We start from the raw sequence: 20837 nt of genomic DNA, 5'->3' as shown, positions 1-20837 counted from the left end.
TCTTTCGCTTGGAGGGACTGCTGGGTAATGCACCCCGGCCCGGGGCCAGGAGTTGGTTACTTCAGAGAGAACGAGTCTATCGTGACAGGTGCCACAGGGGCGCCGTCGCCGCTGTTTGCACCGGCTTTGAGACCGGCTGCAGCGATCTTCGTAACAACGTCCAGGCCGCTGGTTACCTTGCCCACCACGGTGTAGCCGCCGGCTGTGTCGGCAGGAATGGTGGTGTCCTTATAGACAATGAAGAACTGGTGGCCATTGCCGTAGGCGTTGTTGCCGGTGCGGGCAACAGCAATGGTTCCGGCGGGGTATTTGTTGTCCGTGGGAGTGTTTTCCAGTGGGCCCCAACGGTAGTTGGCGTCGTCCGAGCCGTCGGCGGTCTTCGCGCCGCATTGCAGGAGGCCGAAGGTTTCCGCCGTCGTAAGCCGGTGGCAGTTTGCCCCGTTGTAATAGCCTGCGTCCGCCAGTGATTTCAATACCGCTGCTGCCTGCGGTGCGGCGGTACCGTTCAGCTCAACGCCCAGCGTGCCACCGTTCAAAGCCAAGTCACCGGTGAAGGTCTTGCCGGCAGCGGTGTCCGGGCTGGGGATGTCGGCGCTGTTGGAAGCCGACGGCGAAGCGGACGGAGAGCTCAGGCCGGCTTCGGCGGCGGCGAACTCGGCCTCGGTGGGATTGGAACTGAAGACAGTCAGCTGCATCACGACAGCCAGGACCACGGCTGCCGCACCGGCGCTGATGGCGATGGTGTTGTCGCGTTTGCGTCGCTTGCCCTGTTCCTGCCGCAGGGCACGCTTGGCTTCCATCTGCCTGATGCGACGTTTCGCTTCGCGGTCATCCCGCGACCTTGTAGCCAAGAGTCCTCCTGATTGTGTCCCGCTTCCGATGGCTGCCGGGCAGTCTGCGGGCATGCTGCATTAGATGTGCACGCGCGGAAAGCATAAACTGGCTGCCGCACATAGTTTATGCATGACCGGCTGGACGCCCGCCTTATAAACGCCGATTGGATGTTTAAAGCTGCGGTGCTGTTGCCAGCGTCAGCTTTCTGAGGAGACACATTCCATGGCACGTAGCGCCTCCCTGTCCGGATTCCCCGAGTGGCTTCCCCAGGAGCGGTTGGTGGAGCTCCACGTGCTCGATACGCTGCGGAAGACCTTTGAGTTGCACGGCTTCTCATCGATTGAAACCCGGGCCGTCGAAACAGTTGGCCAGTTGCTTCGCAAAGGCGAGATCGACAAAGAGGTCTACGGCCTCAGCCGGCTTCAGGACGACGACGGTGACGCCGCTAAGACGGATCCCAACGCCCTGGCCCTGCACTTCGACCTCACTGTGCCGTTCGCCCGCTACGTTGTTGAAAACGCAGGCTACCTGGCGTTTCCTTTCCGGCGCTACCAGATCCAGAAGGTCTGGCGTGGCGAGCGTCCGCAGGAAGGCCGGGCCCGTGAGTTCACCCAGGCCGACATCGACGTCGTGGGAGACGGCGAGCTGCCATTCCGTTACGACGTCGAAATTGCCCTGGTGATCGCGGAGGCCCTGAGTGCGCTGCCCATTCCGGATTTCCGGCTGCGGATCAACAACAGGAAACTTGCCGAAGGCTTCTATCGCGGCATTGGCCTCACAGACACTGCCGGGGTCTTGCGCAGCATCGACAAGCTGGAAAAGATCGGGGCCGCGAAGGTTGCCGAGCTCCTGAAGACTGAGCTGGGGGCGACGGACGAACAGGCCGGCCTTGCCCTGAAACTGGCAAGTATCCGGACCGAAGACACCTCGTTTGTTGAGCAGGTGCGCGCCCTGGGCATCACCGATGACCTCCTGGAGGAAGGCCTCAACGAACTGGAGCAGGTCATCCAGGCCGCAGTCCAGCGCGCCCCGGGCAAGGTAGTGGCGGACCTCAGCATCGCCCGCGGCCTGGATTACTACACCGGAACTGTGGTCGAAACGGTGCTGGTGGGCCATGAGCAGCTCGGTTCCATCTGTTCGGGCGGCCGGTACGACGCCCTGGCCAGCAAGGGCAACCGCAAGTTCCCCGGCGTCGGGCTTTCCATCGGCGTGACGCGCCTGGTTTCCCGCATCCTCAGCCAGGAACTGGCAACGGCCTCGCGTTCGGTACCCACCGCAGTTCTCGTGGCTTTGAACACGGACGACAGCTGGGCCGCCGCCCAGGACATCGCAGCGCAGCTGCGGGGCCGGGGGATCGCCACGGAAGTCGCCGCCAAAGCCGAGAAGTTCGGCAAGCAGATCAAGTTCGCCGACCGACGGGGCATTCCTTTCGTGTGGTTCACCGACGACGACGGCAAGCACCAGGTCAAGGACATTCGTTCCGGTGAACAGGTTGATGCTGACCCGTCCAGCTGGACGCCGTCGGAAGAGGACCTGCACGTACGCGTCACCACAACCGCCTGATACGCACACAGAGCTTGTCCCGCCTGTGGCGGGAGGCGCGGCCGGGGCGGGTAAACTCGGACGGGACCGCTTTGCAGCGGTCCCGTTAAATTTCATGCTGAAAGGAATGCTGTGCTGCGCACACATGACCTCGGATCGCTTCGCTCCGAGCACATTGGACAAACCGTTACCCTGGCCGGCTGGGTGGGACGGCGCCGTGATCACGGTGGCGTTGCATTCGTTGACCTGCGTGATGCGTCCGGTGTCGCCCAGGTGGTTGTCCGTGAGGAAGAGGTCTTCCATGGCCTGCGGAACGAGTACGTGCTGCAGGTGACTGGTACCGTCAACAAGCGTCCTGAAGGCAACGAAAACCCGGCCCTGGCGACCGGTGAAATCGAGGTCATCGCCGACAAGGTTGTTATCCTCAACACCTCCGAAGCCCTGCCGTTCCAGATTGACGAGCACGTTGAGGTTGGCGAGGAAGCCCGGCTTAAGCACCGTTACCTGGACCTTCGCCGTCCCGGCCCCGCACGCAACCTCCGCCTTCGCTCCGAGGCGAACCGGGTGGCCCGCGAACTGTTGCACCAGCGTGGCTACGTGGAGATCGAAACCCCCACGCTGACGCGTTCGACGCCGGAAGGCGCCCGCGACTTCGTCGTACCGGCGCGTCTGGCCCCGGGTTCCTGGTACGCGCTGCCGCAGTCGCCGCAGCTTTTCAAGCAGCTGCTCCAGGTGGGCGGTTTTGAGAAGTACTACCAGATTGCCCGTTGCTACCGCGACGAGGACTTCCGCGCCGACCGCCAGCCGGAGTTCACCCAGCTGGACATCGAAGCCAGCTTCGTGGACCAGGACGACATCATTGAGCTCGGTGAGGCGATCGTCAAGGCACTGTGGCAGCTGATCGACGTCGAAATCCCCACCCCGATCCGCCGCATGACGTACCTGGACGCCATGGCCAGGTACGGCTCGGACAAGCCGGACCTGCGTTTCGGCGTGGAGTTGACGGAGCTCACCGAGTTCTTCAAGGACACTAACTTCGGCGTCTTCAAGGCCCCGTACGTCGGCGCCGTAGTCATGCCCGGCGGGGCTTCCCAGCCCCGCCGCACCCTGGACGGGTGGCAGGAATTCGCCAAGCAGCGTGGCCACAAAGGCCTGGCCTACGTCCTCTTCAAGGAAGACGGCGAACTGGCCGGCCCGGTTGCGAAGAACCTCACGGAGGAAGAGCGGGCGGGACTGGCCGACGCTGTCGGCGCCAAGCCCGGCGACTGCATCTTCTTTGCTGCCGGTGAGAAGTCCGCAGCCCGGGCGCTCCTCGGCGCTGCCCGCGTCGAAATCGGGCACCGCACCGGCCTGATTGATCCCAACGACTGGGCGTTTGTCTGGATTGTGGACGCTCCCATGTTCGAGCCTGCCGCAGCAGCAGTGGCTTCCGGTGATGTCGCTGTGGGCGGCGGACAGTGGACAGCTGTGCACCACGCTTTCACGTCGCCGCGGCCGGAGTACCTGGACACCTTCGACAAGGATCCCGGATCGGCACTGTCCTACGCCTATGACATTGTCTGCAACGGCAACGAGATCGGTGGCGGGTCCATCCGTATCCACGACCGTGAAGTGCAGGAACGCGTGTTCCAGCTCATGGGCCTGGACAAGGAAGAAGCAGAAACGAAGTTCGGCTTCCTGCTCGAAGGCTTCAAGTACGGCGCACCTCCGCACGGCGGAATGGCCATGGGCTGGGACCGCGTTGTGGCCCTGCTCGCCGGCGTGGAGTCCATCCGCGACGTCATTGCCTTCCCGAAGACCGGCAACGGGTACGACCCCCTGACCGCGGCACCGGCCCCCATCACGGCACAGCAGCGCAAGGAAGCGGGCGTCGATTTCCGGCCCGAGGCCAAGCCTGCCGCCAAGGTGGAAAACAAGTCCGAATAGCACTACGGCCGAAGGCCCTTCACTGCGGTGGAGGGCCTTTGGTGTTCCTGCGAACGAAAGGCGTCGAGGCATGCTCGAGCAAGCACACCTGGAAACGCTCATGGATAAGGCGTGGCCTGCCGTTGAACGCGAAGATACAGGGGAGTGGGTGCTGCGTGCGTCCGAAGGGGTGACGCAGAGGGCCAATTCCGTCTGGCCGCGAACCATCATTGACTCTGCCGACGACGCCCCGGACCTTGCTGCATCCCTCCGCTCCGCGTTGGAGTGGTACCGGCAGCGGCGCCTCCCGCTCATTTTCCAGGTCTTCGACGACCCCCGCAGCGCGGCCCTTAACACCATGCTGGACACTCAGCGCTTCACCAAGCAGTCTGAAACGCGGATTATGGTGCGCGGCCTCGAAGGACTGCCCGCGCCAGCTTCCAGCCGGAACGTCGAGCTCAGCGATGAACCCACCGAGGAATGGCTCAGCGTGTGGTGGTCGGTGGATGGTCGCGGCGGTGCAGCAGAACTTGCGGTCGCCCGCCGGATCCTGCTCGGCTGCCCGGCGTTGTACGCGTTGGTAAGGGACGACGACGGCGTACCAGCCGCCGTCGGACGCCTCGCCGTGGCTGATGGCTGGGGCGGCATCTACGGCATGGCGACGACGGCCACGCACCGAAGGCGCGGTTACGGCAGTCTGGTGCTGGCGGCGCTGTTGGACTCCGGTGCCGAGCGCGGACTCCAGGGCTTCTGGCTGCTGGTCACCGCAGCCAACCAGGGCGCGCAGTCACTCTACGCACAGGCGGGCTTCACCAACTACGGCAGCTACCTTTACCGGCAGGCTCCCATCAGGCGTGCCCTTAGCGGCTGCTAGGGGACGGGTTGGTCACGGTAATCCTGATGGCGCACGCCTCCGCGGCTGCTTTCTGGAGGACCGCTGGTTTGGGGTCCTGGATGTCCAACAGGGCCAGCCGCGTCCGCCCTGCCACGGCCCCCAGGGATGGTTCAGCGAGGACCTGATCCACCAGCGCCCTGTCGCCACCTGGAACGATGTACTCGATCAGGTGACCGGCAAAGACCTCTGCGGCGTATCTGGCGGTGGTCCGGGCGTCGGCGTAGCGCTTGCCACCTTTTGAAGCGAGGACACGCTGGCCGCTGGCCGCCGCGACGGCGAAACCGCCCCGGCGGACCAGGAGGATGCCCAGGCCGCGCTCCTGGGTGGCAAGGGAAGCGAGCCTTTCAATGCTGCTTGCACCCCGCCCGGGCCTTCCGTCCACAGGCCAGGGGGCGCGCAGGAGGGCCATCGCGCCGTCGGACGCCTTCAGCGCCAGGCCGTCGTCGACCGTCTCTTCCTGCAACGGTCCATGACCTGCAGCGAACCTGTCCACCCATCCGCTGAGCCGCTGGGCCGGTACCAGCGCCAATCGGCTGGTGGTTCCTTGCTGCTTCGGCAGCGGTGTGGAATCGGGGCGGCCCACGTCGATGTCTCCTTTGCTGGAACTATGAGTAGCCTATCCATGTGGAGGATCTCTTTGGTGCCGGTGCTGACAACGACGACGAGTCGGATGACCTGACTGGCATGCCGCATTCCCTCAGTGCGCCGTCAGACGCCCACTGGATGGCTTCCCAGCGCAGCCCCCTGGCTGTGCGGATGCGGCCCCGCACCCTGGATGACGTCGTGGGACAGCAGCATTTGCTGGGCCAGGGTTCACCGCTTCGCCAGTTGGCAGCGGGTGCCGAAGCGGCCGGACCGGCCGGTCCCAGCTCGGTGATCCTCTGGGGGCCACCAGGAACCGGAAAGACAACCCTCGCGCATGTTATCGCCCGCGGTCCGGGCCGGAAGTTCGTGGAATTGTCGGCCATCACTGCCGGGGTCAAAGACGTCCGGCGCGTCATGGACGAGGCCCTGACCGCCCGGGACCTCTACAAGAAGACCACTGTCCTCTTCCTTGACGAGATCCATCGCTTCAACAAAGCGCAACAGGATGCGCTGCTGCCCGGCGTCGAGAACCGCTGGGTGGTGTTGGTGGCTGCCACCACGGAAAACCCCTCATTCTCGGTGGTGTCGCCCCTGCTGTCCCGATCCCTCCTGCTGACGTTGAAGCCACTGACCGACGACGACATTTCAGGACTGCTGCAAAAGGCGGTGGTTGATGCCAGGGGCTTGGCTGAACGGGTGACGCTCAGTGACGAGGCTTTGGACCACCTGGTGCGCCTGTCCGGTGGTGACGCCAGAAGGGCCCTGACGGCCTTGGAAGCTGCCGCCGGCGTGGCATTCGGTGACTCCGCAGCCGAGGACGACGGCGAGTCCGCGGACCCAGTGGTGGTGGAGCTGCGCCACACCGAGCGGGCCCTCGACGCTGCCGCGGTGCGCTATGACCGGGCCGGAGACCAGCACTATGACGTAGCGAGCGCGTTCATCAAATCCATCCGCGGCTCCGACGTCGACGCCGCCCTGCATTACCTGGCGCGCATGCTTGAGGCCGGCGAGGACCCGAGGTTCGTGGCCCGCCGCATCGTCATTTCAGCAGCCGAGGACATTGGCATGGCAGATCCGACAGCGCTGCAGACGGCCGTGGCTGCGGCGCAGGCCGTCCAGTTGATCGGAATGCCGGAAGGCCGGATCGTCCTCGCGGAAGCCGTGGTCCACCTGGCTACCGCGCCCAAGTCCAATGCGGCTTACATGGGGCTGAACAAGGCCGTTGCCGATGTCCGGGCCGGATACGGCGGTGGAATCCCCATGCATCTGCGGGACGCGCACTATCCCGGGGCCAAGCAATTGGGTCATGGAAAAAGCTATAAGTACGCGCACGACGAGCCCCACGGCGTCGCACAACAGCAGTACCCACCCGACGACCTGGTGGGAAAGGACTATTACGAGCCCACCAACAACGGCGCCGAACGCGATATAGCAGCCAGGTTGGAGCGGCTCCGCAAGATCGTGCGTGGCGAGTAACGGTGGGGAGGCTCCCGCGCCCGGTGCTTCCACCGTGCGTGGTAGGATGGATCCTTGTCTGGCATGGCCCGACGCACAATCCCTTTGAAGATTTCTTCCATAGTGCTGTGCGCCCGGGCTAGTAGCAAGAGGCAGCGGTTGGCCGATGCTCTCCCTGATGGAGGCCAGTAACACTGACACACCGCAGTAATTGGAAGGACACAAGTGGCTAACAACACTCGTGCTCGCCGTACCGCACGCCTTTCGCGTGCACTCGGCATTGCTCTGACCCCCAAGGCCGCCAAGTACATGGAGCGCCGCCCGTACGGCCCCGGTGAGCATGGCCGTGCCCGCAAGAAGCAGGACTCCGACTACGCCGTACGTCTGCGCGAAAAGCAGCGCCTGCGCGCCCAGTACGGCATCCGCGAAGCCCAGATGACCCGTGCCTTCGAAGAAGCACGCCGCACCAAGGGCCTGACCGGCGAAAACCTGGTTGAGCTGCTCGAAATGCGTCTCGACGCCCTGGTGCTCCGTGCAGGCTTCGCCCGCACCATCGCACAGGCCCGCCAGTTGGTTGTGCACCGCCACATCATGGTTGACGGTGTTCGCGTGGACCGTCCGTCCTTCCGCGTTGGCGAAGGCCAGCTCATCCACGTTCACAGCCGCTCCGAGGTTATGCCCCCGTTCCAGGTGGCAGCTGCTGGTGCACACGTCCTGAACAACGTTCCGGCTTACCTGGACGTCAAGATCGACGCCCTGCAGGCACGCCTGGTTCGCCGTCCCAAGCGCTCCGAGGTCCCCGTGATCTGCGAAGAGCAGCTCGTCGTCGAATTCTACGCACGCTAAATCCAAGCAGCGTATACAAAGAAGCCCGTGGCAGCCGCCGCGGGCTTCTTTGTATCCCGGGTGCCCGCCCTTTGTAGGTAAGGTACTGGGGGAGGCCTTGGCCGCGCCGGGAACCGGTGGGTGCAGGGCAGCGCAACGATCCTAGGAGAAGAGTTCTATGTCTGGTGGCGACATCGCCGGCCTCATCGCAGCGGGAGTGTTCGCGCTCCTCGTCCTGCTGTTGGCCGTGCCCATCTTGAAGCTGGGCGGCGTTTTTGACGAAGTCCGCACCTCCATCCGGCTCATCAGCGACGGCGCTACGCCCCTGATGGACGAAGTGACCGCCACGGTCACCACCACCAACCAACAGCTCAAGAAAGTTGACGGGATAGCTTCGAACGTCTCGGATGCCTCGGCCAACATTTCGGCGCTTTCGTCGCTGGTTGCTGCCACTGTGGGCTCACCGCTGATCAAGGTGGCGGCTTTCAGCTACGGCGTACGGTCAGCATTCGCTGGCCGCCGCACACCGTCCTCCGGCCGCCGTAGCCGCTGAATTAACGGGAGAAACCGATGAAAAGAATTGTCTGGATGGGTATTGGCGTCGCCATCGGCGTCATAGCGTTCCGCAAAGTCACGCAGGCACAGGCCAATCTCGGCCCGGAAGGGCTGAACCGCGCCGTAGGCCGCATGGCCGACGGCCTCTTTGATTTTGCCGATGCGGTCCGAACCGGCATGCACCAGCGCGAAGAGGATTTGCGGGCTGCGCTGGGAATCCAGGACGACGGGGCAGGCCGCCGCTAGCGGGAGCGGTTCGCTCCCGCGCCCGCAACAGGGCAGAATGGAAAGCTGCGGAACGGCACCAGCCGGTCCGCGCACATCGTGTGCAGTGAATTGAGAAGGGTAAGTAATCAGCTAATGAAGTCGCAGGAGATCACCAAGCGCTGGGTGGACTTTTTTGTCAGCAAGGGCCACACCGCCGTTCCCTCCGCGTCGCTCGTTTCCAGCGACCCGTCGCTTCTCTTCACTGTGGCCGGGATGGTTCCCTTCATTCCGTACCTGACCGCCCGCGAGGAGCCGCCCTACAGCCGCGCCACGAGCGTGCAGAAGTGCATCCGTACCGGTGACATCGAAGAAGTCGGAAAGACCGCCCGCCACGGCACGTTCTTCCAGATGTGCGGCAACTTTTCCTTTGGGGACTACTTCAAGGAAGACGCCATCAAGTTTGCGTTCGAGCTGCTGACCAGCAGCGTCGACGACGGCGGCTACGGACTCCCTGCCGAGCGCCTGTGGGTGACGGTTTACGAAGAGGACGACGAAGCCAAGGAACTCTGGCTCAAGAACACCGGCATTCCGGCTGAGCGCATCCAGCGCATGGGGAAGTCGGACAATTACTGGCACACCGGCCAGCCGGGTCCGGCGGGTCCGTGCTCGGAGATCTACTACGACCGTGGACCGGCCTACGGGATTGAGGGTGGCCCGCTGGCCGATGAAACCCGATACATCGAAATCTGGAACCTGGTGTTCATGCAGTACCAGATCGAAAATGTGCGTTCCAAGGTCGATTTCGACATCGTGGGCGAACTGCCCAACAAGAACATCGACACCGGCCTGGGCATGGAACGTCTTGCAATGATCCTGCAGGGCGTCGAGAACATGTACGAGACCGACCAGGTCCGTCCCGTCATCGATAAGGCCGCTGAGTTGTCCGGCCGCGAGTACACCTCCGCTGAGACTCCTGAGGATCCCCACCACACGGACGACGTCCGCATGCGCGTGGTCGCCGATCACATCCGTTCGGCCTTGATGCTGATCGCTGATGGCGTTGCTCCGTCCAATGAGGGCCGCGGCTACGTGCTGCGCCGCCTGATCCGCCGCGCCGTCCGCGCCATGCGCCTGCTGGGCGTGGAAAAAGCCTGCCTGCCGGACCTCCTGCCTGCCTCCCGCGACGCCATGAAGGGCGTCTACCCCATCGTTGAGACGGACTTCGCGCGGATCAGCCGCATTGCATATGCCGAAGAGAAGGCGTTCCTGCGCACCATCGCCTCCGGAACTGCGCGCCTGGAAGATGCGGTGGCTGAGTCAAAGGCTGCTGGCGTTCCACTCTCGGGCGCCGACGCTTTCGCCCTCCACGACACCTACGGTTTCCCGATCGACCTGACGTTGGAAATGGCTGAAGAGGCCGGCCTCAAGGTGGACGAGGCAGGCTTCCGCGCACTCATGCTCGAGCAGCGCCAGCGCGCCCAGGCAGATGCCAAGGGCAAGAAGGGCGGCCACGCCGACCTCAGCGCCTACCAGGAGCTCCTGGGCAAGGGCGAAACCGTCTTCACCGGTTACGACGAACTCGAAGGCGAGGCAAAGGTCCGCGGCATCGTCAGCGGCGGACGCGCGGTGGCCCATGCGTCCACCGGTGACGAGATTGAGCTGGTCCTCAACGAGACCCCGTTCTACGCAGAAGCCGGCGGACAGTCCGCTGATACAGGCCTCATCACCGGCGATGGCTTCGTGGTGGAGGTCCTGGATGTCCAGCGCCCGATCAAGGGCCTGAGCGTGCACAAGGCGATTGTCCGCGAAGGTGAGATTGGCTCCGACGCGTTGGTGCGCGCCGCCGTCGACCGTGAACGCCGCCACGCAGCCGAACAGGCGCACACAGGCACCCACATCGTGCACGCCGCCCTGCACCAGATCCTTGGCCCGGAAGCCACCCAGCGTGGTTCCTACAACAAGGCAGGCTACCTGCGCTTCGACTTCGCCTGGGGTGAAGGCCTGAGCACGGCTACGCGGTCGGAAATCGAAGAAGTCTCCAACATTGCCATCCGGAACAACTTCCGCGTGGATACCAAGGTGATGGGCCTTGCTGAGGCCAAGGCGCTGGGCGCCATGGCACTCTTCGGCGAGAACTATGGCAGCGAAGTGCGCGTCGTGGAGATCGACGGCGCGTGGTCCCGTGAGCTGTGCGGTGGTACCCACGTGTCCAACACCTCCCTGATCGGCAGCCTTTCGTTGCTGGGAGAGCAGTCGGTTGGTTCAGGAAACCGCCGTGTCGAGGCCTTCGTGGGCCTGGACGCGTTCCGTCACCTGGCAGCAGAGCGCGCGTTGGTCAACGAGCTCACCGAACTGCTGAAGGTGCCTTCCGGGCAGCTCGCGGACCGTATCTCCAGCACCCTGAGCAAGCTCAAGGCCACGGAGAAGGAACTTGACCGGCTCCGCAAGGAGCAGCTCACGGCAGCGGCGGCCAACCTGGTGGGCACGGCAAAGGATGCAGCGGGTGTGCGTGTTATCGCCCACGACGCCGGCCAGGTGGGTGGTGCGGACGATCTGCGCAACCTTGCCCTGGATCTGCGTAACCGTTTGGGCTCCGACGCCGCCACAGTGGCCGTCGCAGGTGTCAGCAATGACCGTCCTGTCATCCTGATTGCCACGAACGAGGCCGCCCGCGAGGCAGGCGTAAAAGCCGGCGCCTTGGTTCGCACGGCTGCCGGCATCCTCGGCGGTGGCGGCGGCGGCAAGGATGACGTCGCCCAAGGCGGCGGCACCGACGCTGGGAAGGTCCCTGAGGCCCTCACAGCGGTGGTGGACGCGATAGCCAAGCGCTGACGGTGGCTGCGAGTACGAACAGTGGCGTCTACCCCCGGGGCATCAAGCTGGGGGTAGACGTTGGCACCGTCAGGGTGGGCTTGGCGATCTGCGATCCGGACGGAATCCTGGCGACCCCGTTCAAAACGGTGAGCCGGAACGCCAAGAAGAACACCGACGTCCGCGTCATCGTCAAGCATGCCCTGGAGCTGCCGGCAGTGCAGATATTTGTTGGCCTTCCCCGCACCATGAAAGGTGAGGAACGCGCGTCAGCGCAGATGGCCACAGATTACGCAGAACTCCTGGCCGGCGAGCTTCTCCTCGCCGGTTCGGACATACCTGTGGCCCTGATTGACGAGCGTCTCAGCACCGTTACGGCTCACCGCAACCTGCACGAAGCTGGCATGAGCAGCAAGAACCACCGTAAAGTGGTTGATCAGGTTGCTGCTGCTGGGATACTCCAGCAAGCAATCGACATGCAAAAAGCCAGAGGAACGGACGTTGGTCGCCGAGTGCAGGCACCGGCGCAGTCCACAAAGCCCGACAGTGCCCCAACGCTGCAGGCTGCCTCCGGCAGTGAACCCGATTCTTCTACGAGGGGACTGCAACTGTGAGCCCGGTCAACAACGACCCCTCCACCGGTGCTGCGGGCGGCGGCATGCCGCTGACCCGCAAAGAGCTGCGCGCGCGGGAACGATTCCTCGCCACCCAGAACCACAACGTGGTACCCGTTCCTGAAGCCACGCCCGGTGAAACTGACCCGCCTGCCGACGTCGAGCTGCCGCGACCCGTTCCCGCGGTTCCTCCGGCCCCCGCTGCTCCACCGGTGCCGGTCGCGCGTCCGGAAGCTGCCAAGCCACCCGTTCCATTGGTGCAGCCTGAGCCTGCTGCGCCGGCCGCCCCCGAAGCACGCCCCGCATCTGAGGCAAATCCCGCAGCTGAAGCACATCCCGCAGCGCCGGAGACGGCTCCCGCCGCGGTGGCCTCCGTTGACGGGCCAGAGGCTGAAGCCCACGTGCCGCAAACGGAAGTAGGGGCACACCACGACGAAGCTGGGCACGAAGATCCGGAGCAGGCGCACCTTGCACACGTAGATCACGAACCCCAGCATCACGAACTACATCACCACGAACCCCAGCACCACGAACATGAAGGCGACGTGGAGCACGCCGAGCATGCAGCGCTCCTCGTTGACCACCACGAGTACGCAGACCACGCTTTCGATGTCCACGCTGATCATCATGATGACCAACACCACGTTGACCACCATGAGGACCATCACGACCTCATTGCCCCCGTTCTTGCCCCGGTGGAAACCCCGGGCTCCAAGGCTGCGGCGAAGAAGGCGCGTCGCCGCCGTCGTGTTCTTGCCCTCCTGATCACGCTCGGCGTGTTCGTGGCCGCGATTGCCATAGGAGCCCAGTTCCTGAAGCCTTTGCTGGGGATGGACAAGGTCACAGACTATCCAGGTCCCGGTAGCGGATCGGTGAAGATTACGGTGGCCGAAGGCTCCGGGCCGAAGATTGTGGCCAACACCCTGGTGCAGAACAAGGTCGTCGCTGATGCCGACTCCTTCGTCAAGGAGTTCATGAGCGAAGGTGCCGAGTTGTCGCCGGGCGAATTTACGTTCCGTACCGAGATGAAGAACTCCGATGCTGTGGCTGTCCTCGCCAACAAGGACGCTTCAAAGGTCATGTATTTCGCGCTGAGTGCGGGCCTGCGGATCACTGAATCCCTGGAGGCTATCTCCAAGGGATCAGGCATTCCCCTGCAGCAACTCAACGCCTTGAACCAATCGCCGGCGCAGTTCGGCGTGCCTGCCAAGGCCAAGAACCTTGAGGGCTTCCTGGCTCCCGGGGAGTACCGGTTCGATCTCGGGACCTCTGGAAAGGACATCCTCCAGAAGCTGGTGAACACCACCCTGGACGAGCTGAAGTCCCAGGGGATCACCGATCCCGCCAAGCAGTACGACACCGTGACCATCGCGAGTATCGTGCAGGCTGAGGGTGGCCAAGCGGACTACGGAAACGTGGCCGGCGCGATCTACAACAGGCTCAAACCCAACAACGTCGAAACCAGTGGGCTTATCCAGTCCGACGCTACGGTGACGTACGGGTTGGGCAGGAAGTCCTTCCATGTCACGGAAGAGGAGAAGGCCGACAAGTCCAACCCGTACAACACGTACGCGAATGTTGGGCTGCCTGTGGGTCCCATCGGGTCACCGGGAAAGACTGCGATCGACGCTGCGGCCAAACCGACCCCCAATGACTACCTGTACTGGGTGACGATCAACCTGGACACCAAGGAGACCAAGTTCTCCAAGACGCTGGCTGAGCACTTGACCTATGTGGAGCAATACAACGCATGGTGCCAGGCCAACGCGGGACGGTGTGTGTGAGTCGTCGTGCAGCAGTCCTGGGGCATCCGATTTCACATTCGAAGTCCCCAGCGCTGCACACCGCCGCCTACGCCAAGCTCGGCGTGGACATTGACTACTCGGCCATTGACGTGACGGTTACCGCCCTTCCGGAGTTCATGGCATCGCTGGTCGGCGACGAATCATGGTGCGGTTTGTCGGTGACCATGCCGCTGAAGTCGGCCATGGTCCAGGAAGTTGACGAAGTCCGCGGGGCGGGCGCCCAACTGGGCGTCATCAACACCGTGGCTTTCGAGAACGACGGCGGGACGGTGCGTCGTGTGGGTTACAACACTGACGTCGCTGGGATTGTTGAGTCGGTCCGGTACGCCGGTGTGGCCTCCACTCCGCATGCCGCCATCCTCGGTGGTGGAGGCACCTCCGCCGCGGCCGTCGCCGCTGCCCGCGAACTTGGTGCCGGGCATGTGGACGTTTTCGTCCGTGACGCAAGACGGGCCGGCGAAGCGGAGGCTGCTGCGGCCGCCGTCGGAATGTCGATTGCTGTCCGGCCGCTGACGCAAGCAGCCACCGCCATTGCCGGAACGGATCTGGTGATCTCGACCTTCCCGCCTCGTGCGGCCGACTCATTGGCTGAGGAGCTTGCGGCATTGCCCGGAACCGGGGCCGGTGTGCTCCTGGATGTCGCGTACGATCCCTGGCCGAGCCGCCTGGCCGAAGTGTGGCGCGGCCATGGGGGAGCGGTGGTTCCCGGGCTGGAGATGCTGATGTACCAGGCGGCGGAACAGATCAGGCGCTTCAGCGGCTGTGACGTGGATGCCGCCGTCATAGATGTGATGTGCGACTCAGTCGGGCTTCCCCGGCGGGTGTTCTAGAAGCCTTACATGGCAGGATTGGTTATATGTTGCGTTGGTTGACTGCCGGTGAATCCCACGGTCCGGCTCTGATCGGAATTGTTGAAGGCGTGCCCGCCGGTGTTGAACTCACCAGTGGGCAGATTCGCGACGCGCTGGCGCGTCGCCGCCTGGGCTACGGACGTGGTGCCCGGATGAAGTTCGAGCAGGATGAGGTCACCATCATGGGTGGCGTCCGTCACGGCCTGACCCAGGGTGGCCCAGTCGCCATCCAGGTGGGCAACACTGAGTGGCCCAAGTGGGAGCAGATCATGGCTGCTGATCCGGTGGACCCCGAAGTGCTCGCCGACCAGGCACGCAACGCTCCCTTGACCCGGCCCCGTCCCGGCCATGCCGACTTCACGGGCATGCAAAAGTACGGCTTCGACGAAGCCCGTCCGGTCCTTGAGCGTGCCAGCGCCCGGGAAACTGCCACCCGCGTTGCCCTTGGCACCGTCGCGGCCCAGTTCCTGAAGCAGTTGGGCGTCGAGTTGGTGAGCCACACTGTTTCCATTGCCAGCGTGACAGTTCCGGAAGGGCGGCCGCTGCCGCTGCCCACGGACGTTCTGGCGCTTGACGCCGACCCCCTGCGCTGCTTCGACCGCGAAACCTCGGACGCGATGGTTGCCGAGGTGGATGCAGCCCACAAGGAAGGCGAAACCCTGGGCGGGGTTGTCGAAGTGCTCGCCTACGGGCTTCCGCCTGGACTGGGCAGCTACGTGCACTGGGACCGTCGACTCGACTCGCGGTTGGCCGCAGCACTGATGGGTATCCAGGCCATCAAGGGCGTGGAGGTTGGGGACGGCTTCCTGACCGCTGCCCGACGCGGCTCGGCTGCCCACGACGAAATCCTCAAGGACGAGAATGGCAGGATCGTCCGCCAGACCAATCGTGCCGGTGGCATTGAAGGTGGCATGAGCATAGGCGAGGTCCTGCGTGTTCGCGCCGCCATGAAGCCGATCGCCACGGTTCCGCGTGCGCTTCGCACCATCGATGTCAGCACCGGAGAGCCTGCCAAGGCCCACCACCAGCGTTCGGACGTCTGTGCGGTGCCCGCCGCCGGCGTCGTTGCCGAAGCCATGGTTGCCCTCGTTCTCGCCGAAGCCATTGCGGAGAAATTCGGCGGCGACTCCGTTGCCGAAACGCAGCGCAACCTGCAGAGCTACCTCGACAGCATCCCGGCCACCCTGGACTCGGTCGGCCGGTAGTGGTCCCCGATATCCGGCCTGGCCGCCCTGTCGTCCTGGTGGGTCCAATGGCCGTCGGTAAATCGGCCATAGGCCAGCAACTTGCGCAGCAGCTGGGGCTGCCCTTCGTGGATACCGACGCAGTGGTTGTTGCCGCGCATGGCAGCATCGCAGACATTTTCGCTGGGCGCGGGGAGCATGCGTTCCGTGAAATTGAGGCACGTGCCGTGGCGAAGTCCATAGAGTCAGCCAAGGCGCAGCCGGCCATTATCTCCCTTGGCGGGGGAGCGGTCCTGGACACCGGCACCCAACAACTGCTGGGCGAGTGCACTGTGGTTTACCTCGAATGTGACGCGGAAACGGTCGCCGACCGGATTGCGCGCAACACCGGGAGGCCTTTGCTGCAGGGTGACGCCATGGAACGCTGGGAATTGCTATTTGCCACCCGGCGTCCCGTCTACGAACGTCTCGCGGACCTGGTCATTGATGTGCGCTCAGGATCCGTGGCGGAAATCGGCCTCCAGCTGGAGGCGCGGCTGCGCGAGCATGCAGCCTTGAAACAGGAAGTTGAAAAGTGAGCAACGAAGCAACGGTCATCAAGGTGACTGGACAGGCCGCCAGCGAAAACTACGACGTCGTGGTGGGCCGCGGCCTTCTGGAGTCCTTGCCGGCCAAGCTCGGTGAGCGTGTTCGACGGGTCCTGGTCATCCACCCACGTGCCTTGCGCCTGACAGGCGATACCGTCCGTGACGAGCTTGAGGCTGCCGGTTTCACGGCGCTCACGGCGGAGATCCCGGACGCCGAGGAAGGCAAGCACATTCAGGTTGCCGCCTTCTGCTGGCAGGTGCTGGGACAAAACGACTTCACCCGATCGGACGCCATCGTTGCCGTGGGCGGCGGGGCAGTGACCGACCTGGCGGGCTTTGTGGCAGCGACGTGGCTCCGGGGCGTCAAGGTCATCCACATGCCCACCAGCCTCCTCGGCATGGTGGATGCTTCGGTGGGTGGCAAGACCGGTATCAACACCGCAGAGGGCAAGAACCTCGTGGGCTCCTTCCACCCGCCGGCGGCCGTGCTTGTTGATCTCGACACGCTCCAGACCCTGCCCAAGAATGAGCTCATTTCCGGCATGGCCGAAGTGATCAAGTGCGGTTTCATCGCCGACCCCGTGATCCTGGGCTTGCTGGAAAACAAGACCGAGGCCGCTATGGATGCCGGCTCCGACGTTGTCCGTGAGCTTATTGAGCGGGCAATCTCCGTCAAGGCCAACGTCGTGTCCCAGGACCTGAAGGAATCCGGTCTTCGCGAGATCCTCAACTACGGGCACACTCTGGGCCACGCCATCGAGCTGGTTGAGCGCTACTCCTGGCGTCACGGTGCCGCTGTATCGGTGGGCATGATGTTCGCCGCTGAGCTGTCCCGCAGCGTGGGCCGCCTGTCCGATGCCGACGCCGACCGGCACCGGACCATCCTGGAGAGCCTGGGCCTGCCGATCACCTACCGCAGGGACCGCTGGCAGGGTTTGCTGGATGGTATGCGCCGGGACAAGAAGTCCCGCGGCGACCTTTTGCGCTTTGTTGTCCTTGACGGCATCGCCAAGCCGGGCATCCTGGATGTTCCTGACACTTCGCTCTTGTTTGCGGCCTACCAGGAAATCGCATCATGAGCATCGCCCTGCAGGACGGCGTGAGCGACTGGCCGACAGCCGGTTTCCCGGGCGTGCGCATGAACCCGGACACGCTGCTTCCCGTCGTCGTCAACGAAGAAGCAATGGAAGCAGCACTGGCGGCCTCCGGGGATCCGGCAGACCGGATCATGGCCCTCCTGCTCGATAACCAGCCAAACGAAGCCGCTGAGCTCCTTGCCGAGGCCCGCTATAAGGACCCCGAGTCATTCCGCCTCCGGATCTTCGAAGCCGAAGTGCACCGGGCCACCCATCGCCTGGACCGGGCCGTGCAGTTGTTCAAGCACTTGCTGCATGATGTCCAGGGCAGTTCCAAGGAAGCGATCGTCCACCAGTACCTTGGCCGTGCCTACTTTGTCAGTGGGAACGCGCTGGCGGCGTCGGAAGAGTTCGCCAAGGCCTTGGACCTGCGCGTGGCGATGGCTGCTGATGCCGCGCTCATCTACTCGTCCGCAGTGGCCCTGCAGCGCGCCCGGAACGTGCTGGAACTGGCTTCCTAGGAGCCACCGGAAACGCTGCCCGCAAGCCTCGGCCGGTTTTGCCGGTAGAATGGTTTTTGGATTTTTGATAAATACGCGCTGGCGCGCCGATTGGCACGCCTGCTTGGCATAGATAGCTGGCAGCTAGAACCAGTGCGATTAACCAGAGGATACGAGTGGCAACCACAAACGACATCAAGAACGGGACCGTACTGAAGCTCGAGGGCCAGCTCTGGAACATCATTGAGTTCCAGCACGTCAAGCCGGGCAAAGGCGGCGCCTTCGTCCGCACCAAAATGCGCAACGTCATGTCCGGCAAGGTGGTCGACAAGACCTTCAACGCCGGCCTGAAAATCGAAACCGCAACGGTTGACCGCCGCGACTACCAGTACCTGTACCAGGACGGCGAAGACTTCGTGTTCATGGATACCCAGGACTACGACCAGATCACCGTCTCCGGTGCAACGGTAGGCGACGCCACCAACTTCATGCTCGAGAACCAGATGGTCAATATCGCCATCCACGAGGGCACCCCGCTCTACATCGAACTGCCCCCGAGCGTCGTCCTCGAAATCACCTACACGGAGCCCGGCCTCCAGGGTGACCGTTCCTCCGCAGGCACCAAGCCTGCCACTGTTGAAACCGGCTACGAGATCCAGGTACCCCTGTTCGTCGAACAGGGCACCAAGGTCAAGGTCGACACCCGCGATGGCAGCTACCTGGGCCGGGTCAACGACTAGTGAGCGCCCGCGGTAAAGCCCGTAGCAGGGCTCTGGAAGTACTTTTCGAAGCGGAGCAGCGTTCCGTCTCGGCTTTCGATGCGCTCAAGGCGCGCCGGGAGAAGACTGACCTCGTGATCAACCCCTACACGGTGGAAATCGTTGAAGGCGTGGTCTCCATGCAGGGGACCATTGACGAATTCCTTGAGACGTACGCCCAGGGCTGGACTCTGGAGCGGATGCCGTCCGTGGACCTGATTATCCTCCGTATCGGCGCATGGGAACTGCTCTACAACGACGAAGTCCCTGATGGCGTAGCCGTCAGCGAGGCCGTCGCCCTCGCCAAGACGATGTCCACGGACGAGTCGCCGGCCTTCATTAATGGCCTGCTCGGCCGTTTGCAGAAGCTCAAGCCTTCACTGCTGGCCTGATCGGCGGCAAAGGTTGGAAGGACCCGCTTCCCGGGAAACCGGGAAGCGGGTCCTTTTTTGTCCGGGATCCGTCCACGCACTATTGGAGGACTGCCGCCCTCAGGGCAGGTATGGCGCGAAGGTGCTCGAGTTCGTCGTGTTGGTGGACCGGTACGTCACGTCCGCTAAGGATGCGCTGACGGGTGAAGGCCAAAGCCGTGGCCCCTTTGATGAAGTTCCGCATTTGCGCTGTCCTTCCCCGGGACGACGCCCAGCGCAGGGCCTGGCGCCGGCCCCTGGACGTGCCAAGCATCTCCACTTCAGCGGGTGTGAACCATCCCGCGCGGGCGTATTCGAGGAGTCTTTGGCGCGTGAGCTTCCCCTCGGCCACGCGAAGCAGGATGATCCCCACAGTTGCCGTCAGGAAAATGGGAACCTGCACCACGAAGTACTCCACCAGGAAGTCCTGGCCCATGCTGTTCCATCGGTTGTGCAAGAACATGGCCGGCAACAAGCCCACGAAGAACGCCAGCACTGCATAGCCGGGATGCCATCTGCGGGCGGCGAAGCCCATGATCAGTCCGGTGGTGCCAGTGAACACGGCGTGGGCGAATGGCGACATGAGTCCGCGGAGGATAAAAATCCGTACGAAGTCGGTGCCGGGATCGGTCGACGAGGCAATCTCCCGCCCGAAATAGAGGATATTTTCCGTGAACGCGAATCCGGCGGCGATGGTGAAGGCAAAGACAACGCCGTCCACGGGACCGTCAAAGTATTTCCGGGCCGCGAGGATCAGTACCAGCAGTCCCAGCGACTTGGTGAACTCCTCGACGATTGGCGCCTGGACGGTGGCCATGAAGTAGGTGAAGGCTTCTTCGCTGCTGGTGGGTGCGGCCAGCGCGAACAAGGGCTGGATCAGCAGCGTGCCTGCGATGGACACGGCAGCGCCCCACGTGAAGGCGAACCAAAGGAGCCGCTTTGGTTCCGGCTCCCAGCGATCAATGAGGCGGACGGTGAGCAGCACCACGGTCAACGGAATGAGGGAGGCGACGAAGCCAATCACGAAGCCGGTGATTCCCGTGTTGACCAGAAGGAAGGGGAGAACCAGCAGCAGGCTGGCAAGTGCCAGGATCCCGCCACCGATGACCAGCGGAAGTGTGCCCATGGACCGTTTCGGCGCCGGCGGCATTGCCCAGGTTTGTTGGGGGAGTGATGCCGGATTGCCTGGAGCGTGCTGGTAGTTGGCGGGCTGCACCCGCCCCATCCAGGTGGGGTTGGCGCCGGGTTCCACATAGGGCCGCGGATAGGGTTGGCCGTGAGGGTTCATGGTCATGGGACTGAGCCTATTCCACGGCGGGGAATGTGAGCTTAAACTCGTCCCGCCCGGCGCCCTCGGGTGAAGCGGGAAACTGCCGTTGTGGTAGCTTGGAAAAGCAAATATTCCTTTTTTAATTCCGTCCCGTGAGGCGGGGAAAGG

General features: G+C 63.7%; 20 protein-coding genes. 17 read left to right on the top strand and 3 right to left on the bottom strand.

The genetic code is table 11. From position 1 onward, the window contains the following. Positions 1–56: 56 nt before the first annotated feature. On the bottom strand, positions 57–851 hold the full coding sequence (locus LRQ04_RS14090; protein WP_235520768.1) for a peptidylprolyl isomerase: 795 nt from the start codon (positions 849–851) through the stop codon (positions 57–59). A 205-nt stretch (positions 852–1056) separates the two neighbouring features. On the opposite strand from LRQ04_RS14090, the gene hisS reads away from it, so the two are divergent. The 3 genes from hisS (at position 1057) to LRQ04_RS14075 (ending at position 5155) form a co-directional block, all read left to right on the top strand. After that, positions 1057–2397: a histidine--tRNA ligase gene (gene hisS / locus LRQ04_RS14085; protein WP_235520766.1), complete on the top strand. Its 1341-nt coding sequence runs from the start codon at positions 1057–1059 to the stop codon at positions 2395–2397. A gap of 111 nt (positions 2398–2508) precedes the next feature. Then, positions 2509–4302, top strand: coding sequence for an aspartate--tRNA ligase (gene aspS, locus LRQ04_RS14080; RefSeq protein ID WP_235520764.1), 1794 nt, complete (start codon positions 2509–2511; stop codon positions 4300–4302). A 70-nt stretch (positions 4303–4372) separates the two neighbouring features. Beyond that, a complete protein-coding gene (locus tag LRQ04_RS14075) occupies positions 4373–5155 on the top strand; it encodes a GNAT family N-acetyltransferase (protein WP_235520762.1) in 783 nt (260 codons plus the stop codon). On the opposite strand, the gene LRQ04_RS14070 is transcribed toward LRQ04_RS14075, so the two are convergent. Further along, the gene (locus tag LRQ04_RS14070) at positions 5142–5759 is read right to left on the bottom strand and encodes a Vms1/Ankzf1 family peptidyl-tRNA hydrolase (protein WP_235520760.1); all 618 of its coding nucleotides are present in this window, start codon (positions 5757–5759) and stop codon (positions 5142–5144) included. The two genes, LRQ04_RS14075 and LRQ04_RS14070, sit on opposite strands and share 14 nt — an antisense overlap. 41 nt (positions 5760–5800) lie before the next feature. Here LRQ04_RS14070 and LRQ04_RS14065 point away from each other — a divergent pair, with 41 nt between their 5' ends. The 14 genes from LRQ04_RS14065 (at position 5801) to nusB (ending at position 19381) form a co-directional block, all read left to right on the top strand. After that, the gene (locus LRQ04_RS14065) at positions 5801–7237 is read left to right on the top strand and encodes a replication-associated recombination protein A (protein ID WP_235520758.1); all 1437 of its coding nucleotides are present in this window, start codon (positions 5801–5803) and stop codon (positions 7235–7237) included. Between the two features lie 204 nt (positions 7238–7441). Continuing rightward, complete coding sequence (gene rpsD / locus LRQ04_RS14060) at positions 7442–8062, top strand: 30S ribosomal protein S4 (protein WP_142939071.1); 621 nt, start codon at positions 7442–7444, stop codon at positions 8060–8062. Positions 8063–8219: 157 nt separating this feature from the next. Next, a complete protein-coding gene (locus LRQ04_RS14055) occupies positions 8220–8594 on the top strand; it encodes a DUF948 domain-containing protein (protein WP_235520756.1) in 375 nt (124 codons plus the stop codon). Between the two features lie 17 nt (positions 8595–8611). Further along, positions 8612–8842: a hypothetical protein gene (locus LRQ04_RS14050; RefSeq protein WP_235520755.1), complete on the top strand. Its 231-nt coding sequence runs from the start codon at positions 8612–8614 to the stop codon at positions 8840–8842. A 114-nt stretch (positions 8843–8956) separates the two neighbouring features. Beyond that, positions 8957–11635: an alanine--tRNA ligase gene (alaS, locus tag LRQ04_RS14045; protein WP_235520754.1), complete on the top strand. Its 2679-nt coding sequence runs from the start codon at positions 8957–8959 to the stop codon at positions 11633–11635. A gap of 2 nt (positions 11636–11637) precedes the next feature. Further along, entirely contained in the window at positions 11638–12228 is a 591-nt protein-coding gene (ruvX, locus tag LRQ04_RS14040) for a Holliday junction resolvase RuvX (protein WP_235520753.1), read from the top strand. Then, the gene (mltG, locus tag LRQ04_RS14035) at positions 12225–14012 is read left to right on the top strand and encodes an endolytic transglycosylase MltG (protein ID WP_235520752.1); all 1788 of its coding nucleotides are present in this window, start codon (positions 12225–12227) and stop codon (positions 14010–14012) included. Before ruvX ends, mltG begins: the two co-directional genes overlap by 4 nt. Beyond that, positions 14009–14863 carry a shikimate dehydrogenase gene (locus LRQ04_RS14030; protein WP_235520751.1) on the top strand — a complete coding sequence of 285 codons (855 nt, stop codon included), beginning with the start codon at positions 14009–14011 and terminating at the stop codon, positions 14861–14863. The genes mltG and LRQ04_RS14030 overlap by 4 nt, the downstream gene beginning before the upstream one ends. Before the next feature lie 26 nt (positions 14864–14889). Then, positions 14890–16089 carry a chorismate synthase gene (aroC, locus tag LRQ04_RS14025; protein WP_235520750.1) on the top strand — a complete coding sequence of 400 codons (1200 nt, stop codon included), beginning with the start codon at positions 14890–14892 and terminating at the stop codon, positions 16087–16089. Continuing rightward, positions 16089–16646: a shikimate kinase gene (locus tag LRQ04_RS14020; RefSeq protein WP_374198950.1), complete on the top strand. Its 558-nt coding sequence runs from the start codon at positions 16089–16091 to the stop codon at positions 16644–16646. The genes aroC and LRQ04_RS14020 overlap by 1 nt, the downstream gene beginning before the upstream one ends. Further along, positions 16643–17734, top strand: a complete 1092-nt coding sequence (gene aroB / locus LRQ04_RS14015) for a 3-dehydroquinate synthase (RefSeq protein ID WP_235520748.1) — start codon at positions 16643–16645, stop codon at positions 17732–17734. Before LRQ04_RS14020 ends, aroB begins: the two co-directional genes overlap by 4 nt. Continuing rightward, complete coding sequence (locus tag LRQ04_RS14010) at positions 17731–18252, top strand: lipopolysaccharide assembly protein LapB (protein ID WP_235520747.1); 522 nt, start codon at positions 17731–17733, stop codon at positions 18250–18252. The genes aroB and LRQ04_RS14010 overlap by 4 nt, the downstream gene beginning before the upstream one ends. A 155-nt stretch (positions 18253–18407) precedes the next feature. Beyond that, positions 18408–18971, top strand: a complete 564-nt coding sequence (efp, locus tag LRQ04_RS14005) for an elongation factor P (RefSeq protein ID WP_011774957.1) — start codon at positions 18408–18410, stop codon at positions 18969–18971. Continuing rightward, on the top strand, positions 18971–19381 hold the full coding sequence (gene nusB, locus LRQ04_RS14000; protein WP_235520746.1) for a transcription antitermination factor NusB: 411 nt from the start codon (positions 18971–18973) through the stop codon (positions 19379–19381). The genes efp and nusB overlap by 1 nt, the downstream gene beginning before the upstream one ends. A gap of 79 nt (positions 19382–19460) precedes the next feature. On the opposite strand, the gene LRQ04_RS13995 is transcribed toward nusB, so the two are convergent. After that, positions 19461–20693 (bottom strand): PrsW family intramembrane metalloprotease, encoded by a 1233-nt coding sequence (locus LRQ04_RS13995; protein ID WP_235520745.1) that lies wholly within the window; start codon positions 20691–20693, stop codon positions 19461–19463. Positions 20694–20837 lie beyond the last annotated feature (144 nt).

Origin of the sequence: Paenarthrobacter sp. AR 02, assembly GCF_021538675.1 — a bacterium.
In the GTDB taxonomy this organism is placed as follows: domain Bacteria; phylum Actinomycetota; class Actinomycetes; order Actinomycetales; family Micrococcaceae; genus Arthrobacter.
Note: the sequence above shows the minus strand (reverse complement) of the source record. Positions and strands in the feature narration are given on the sequence as shown.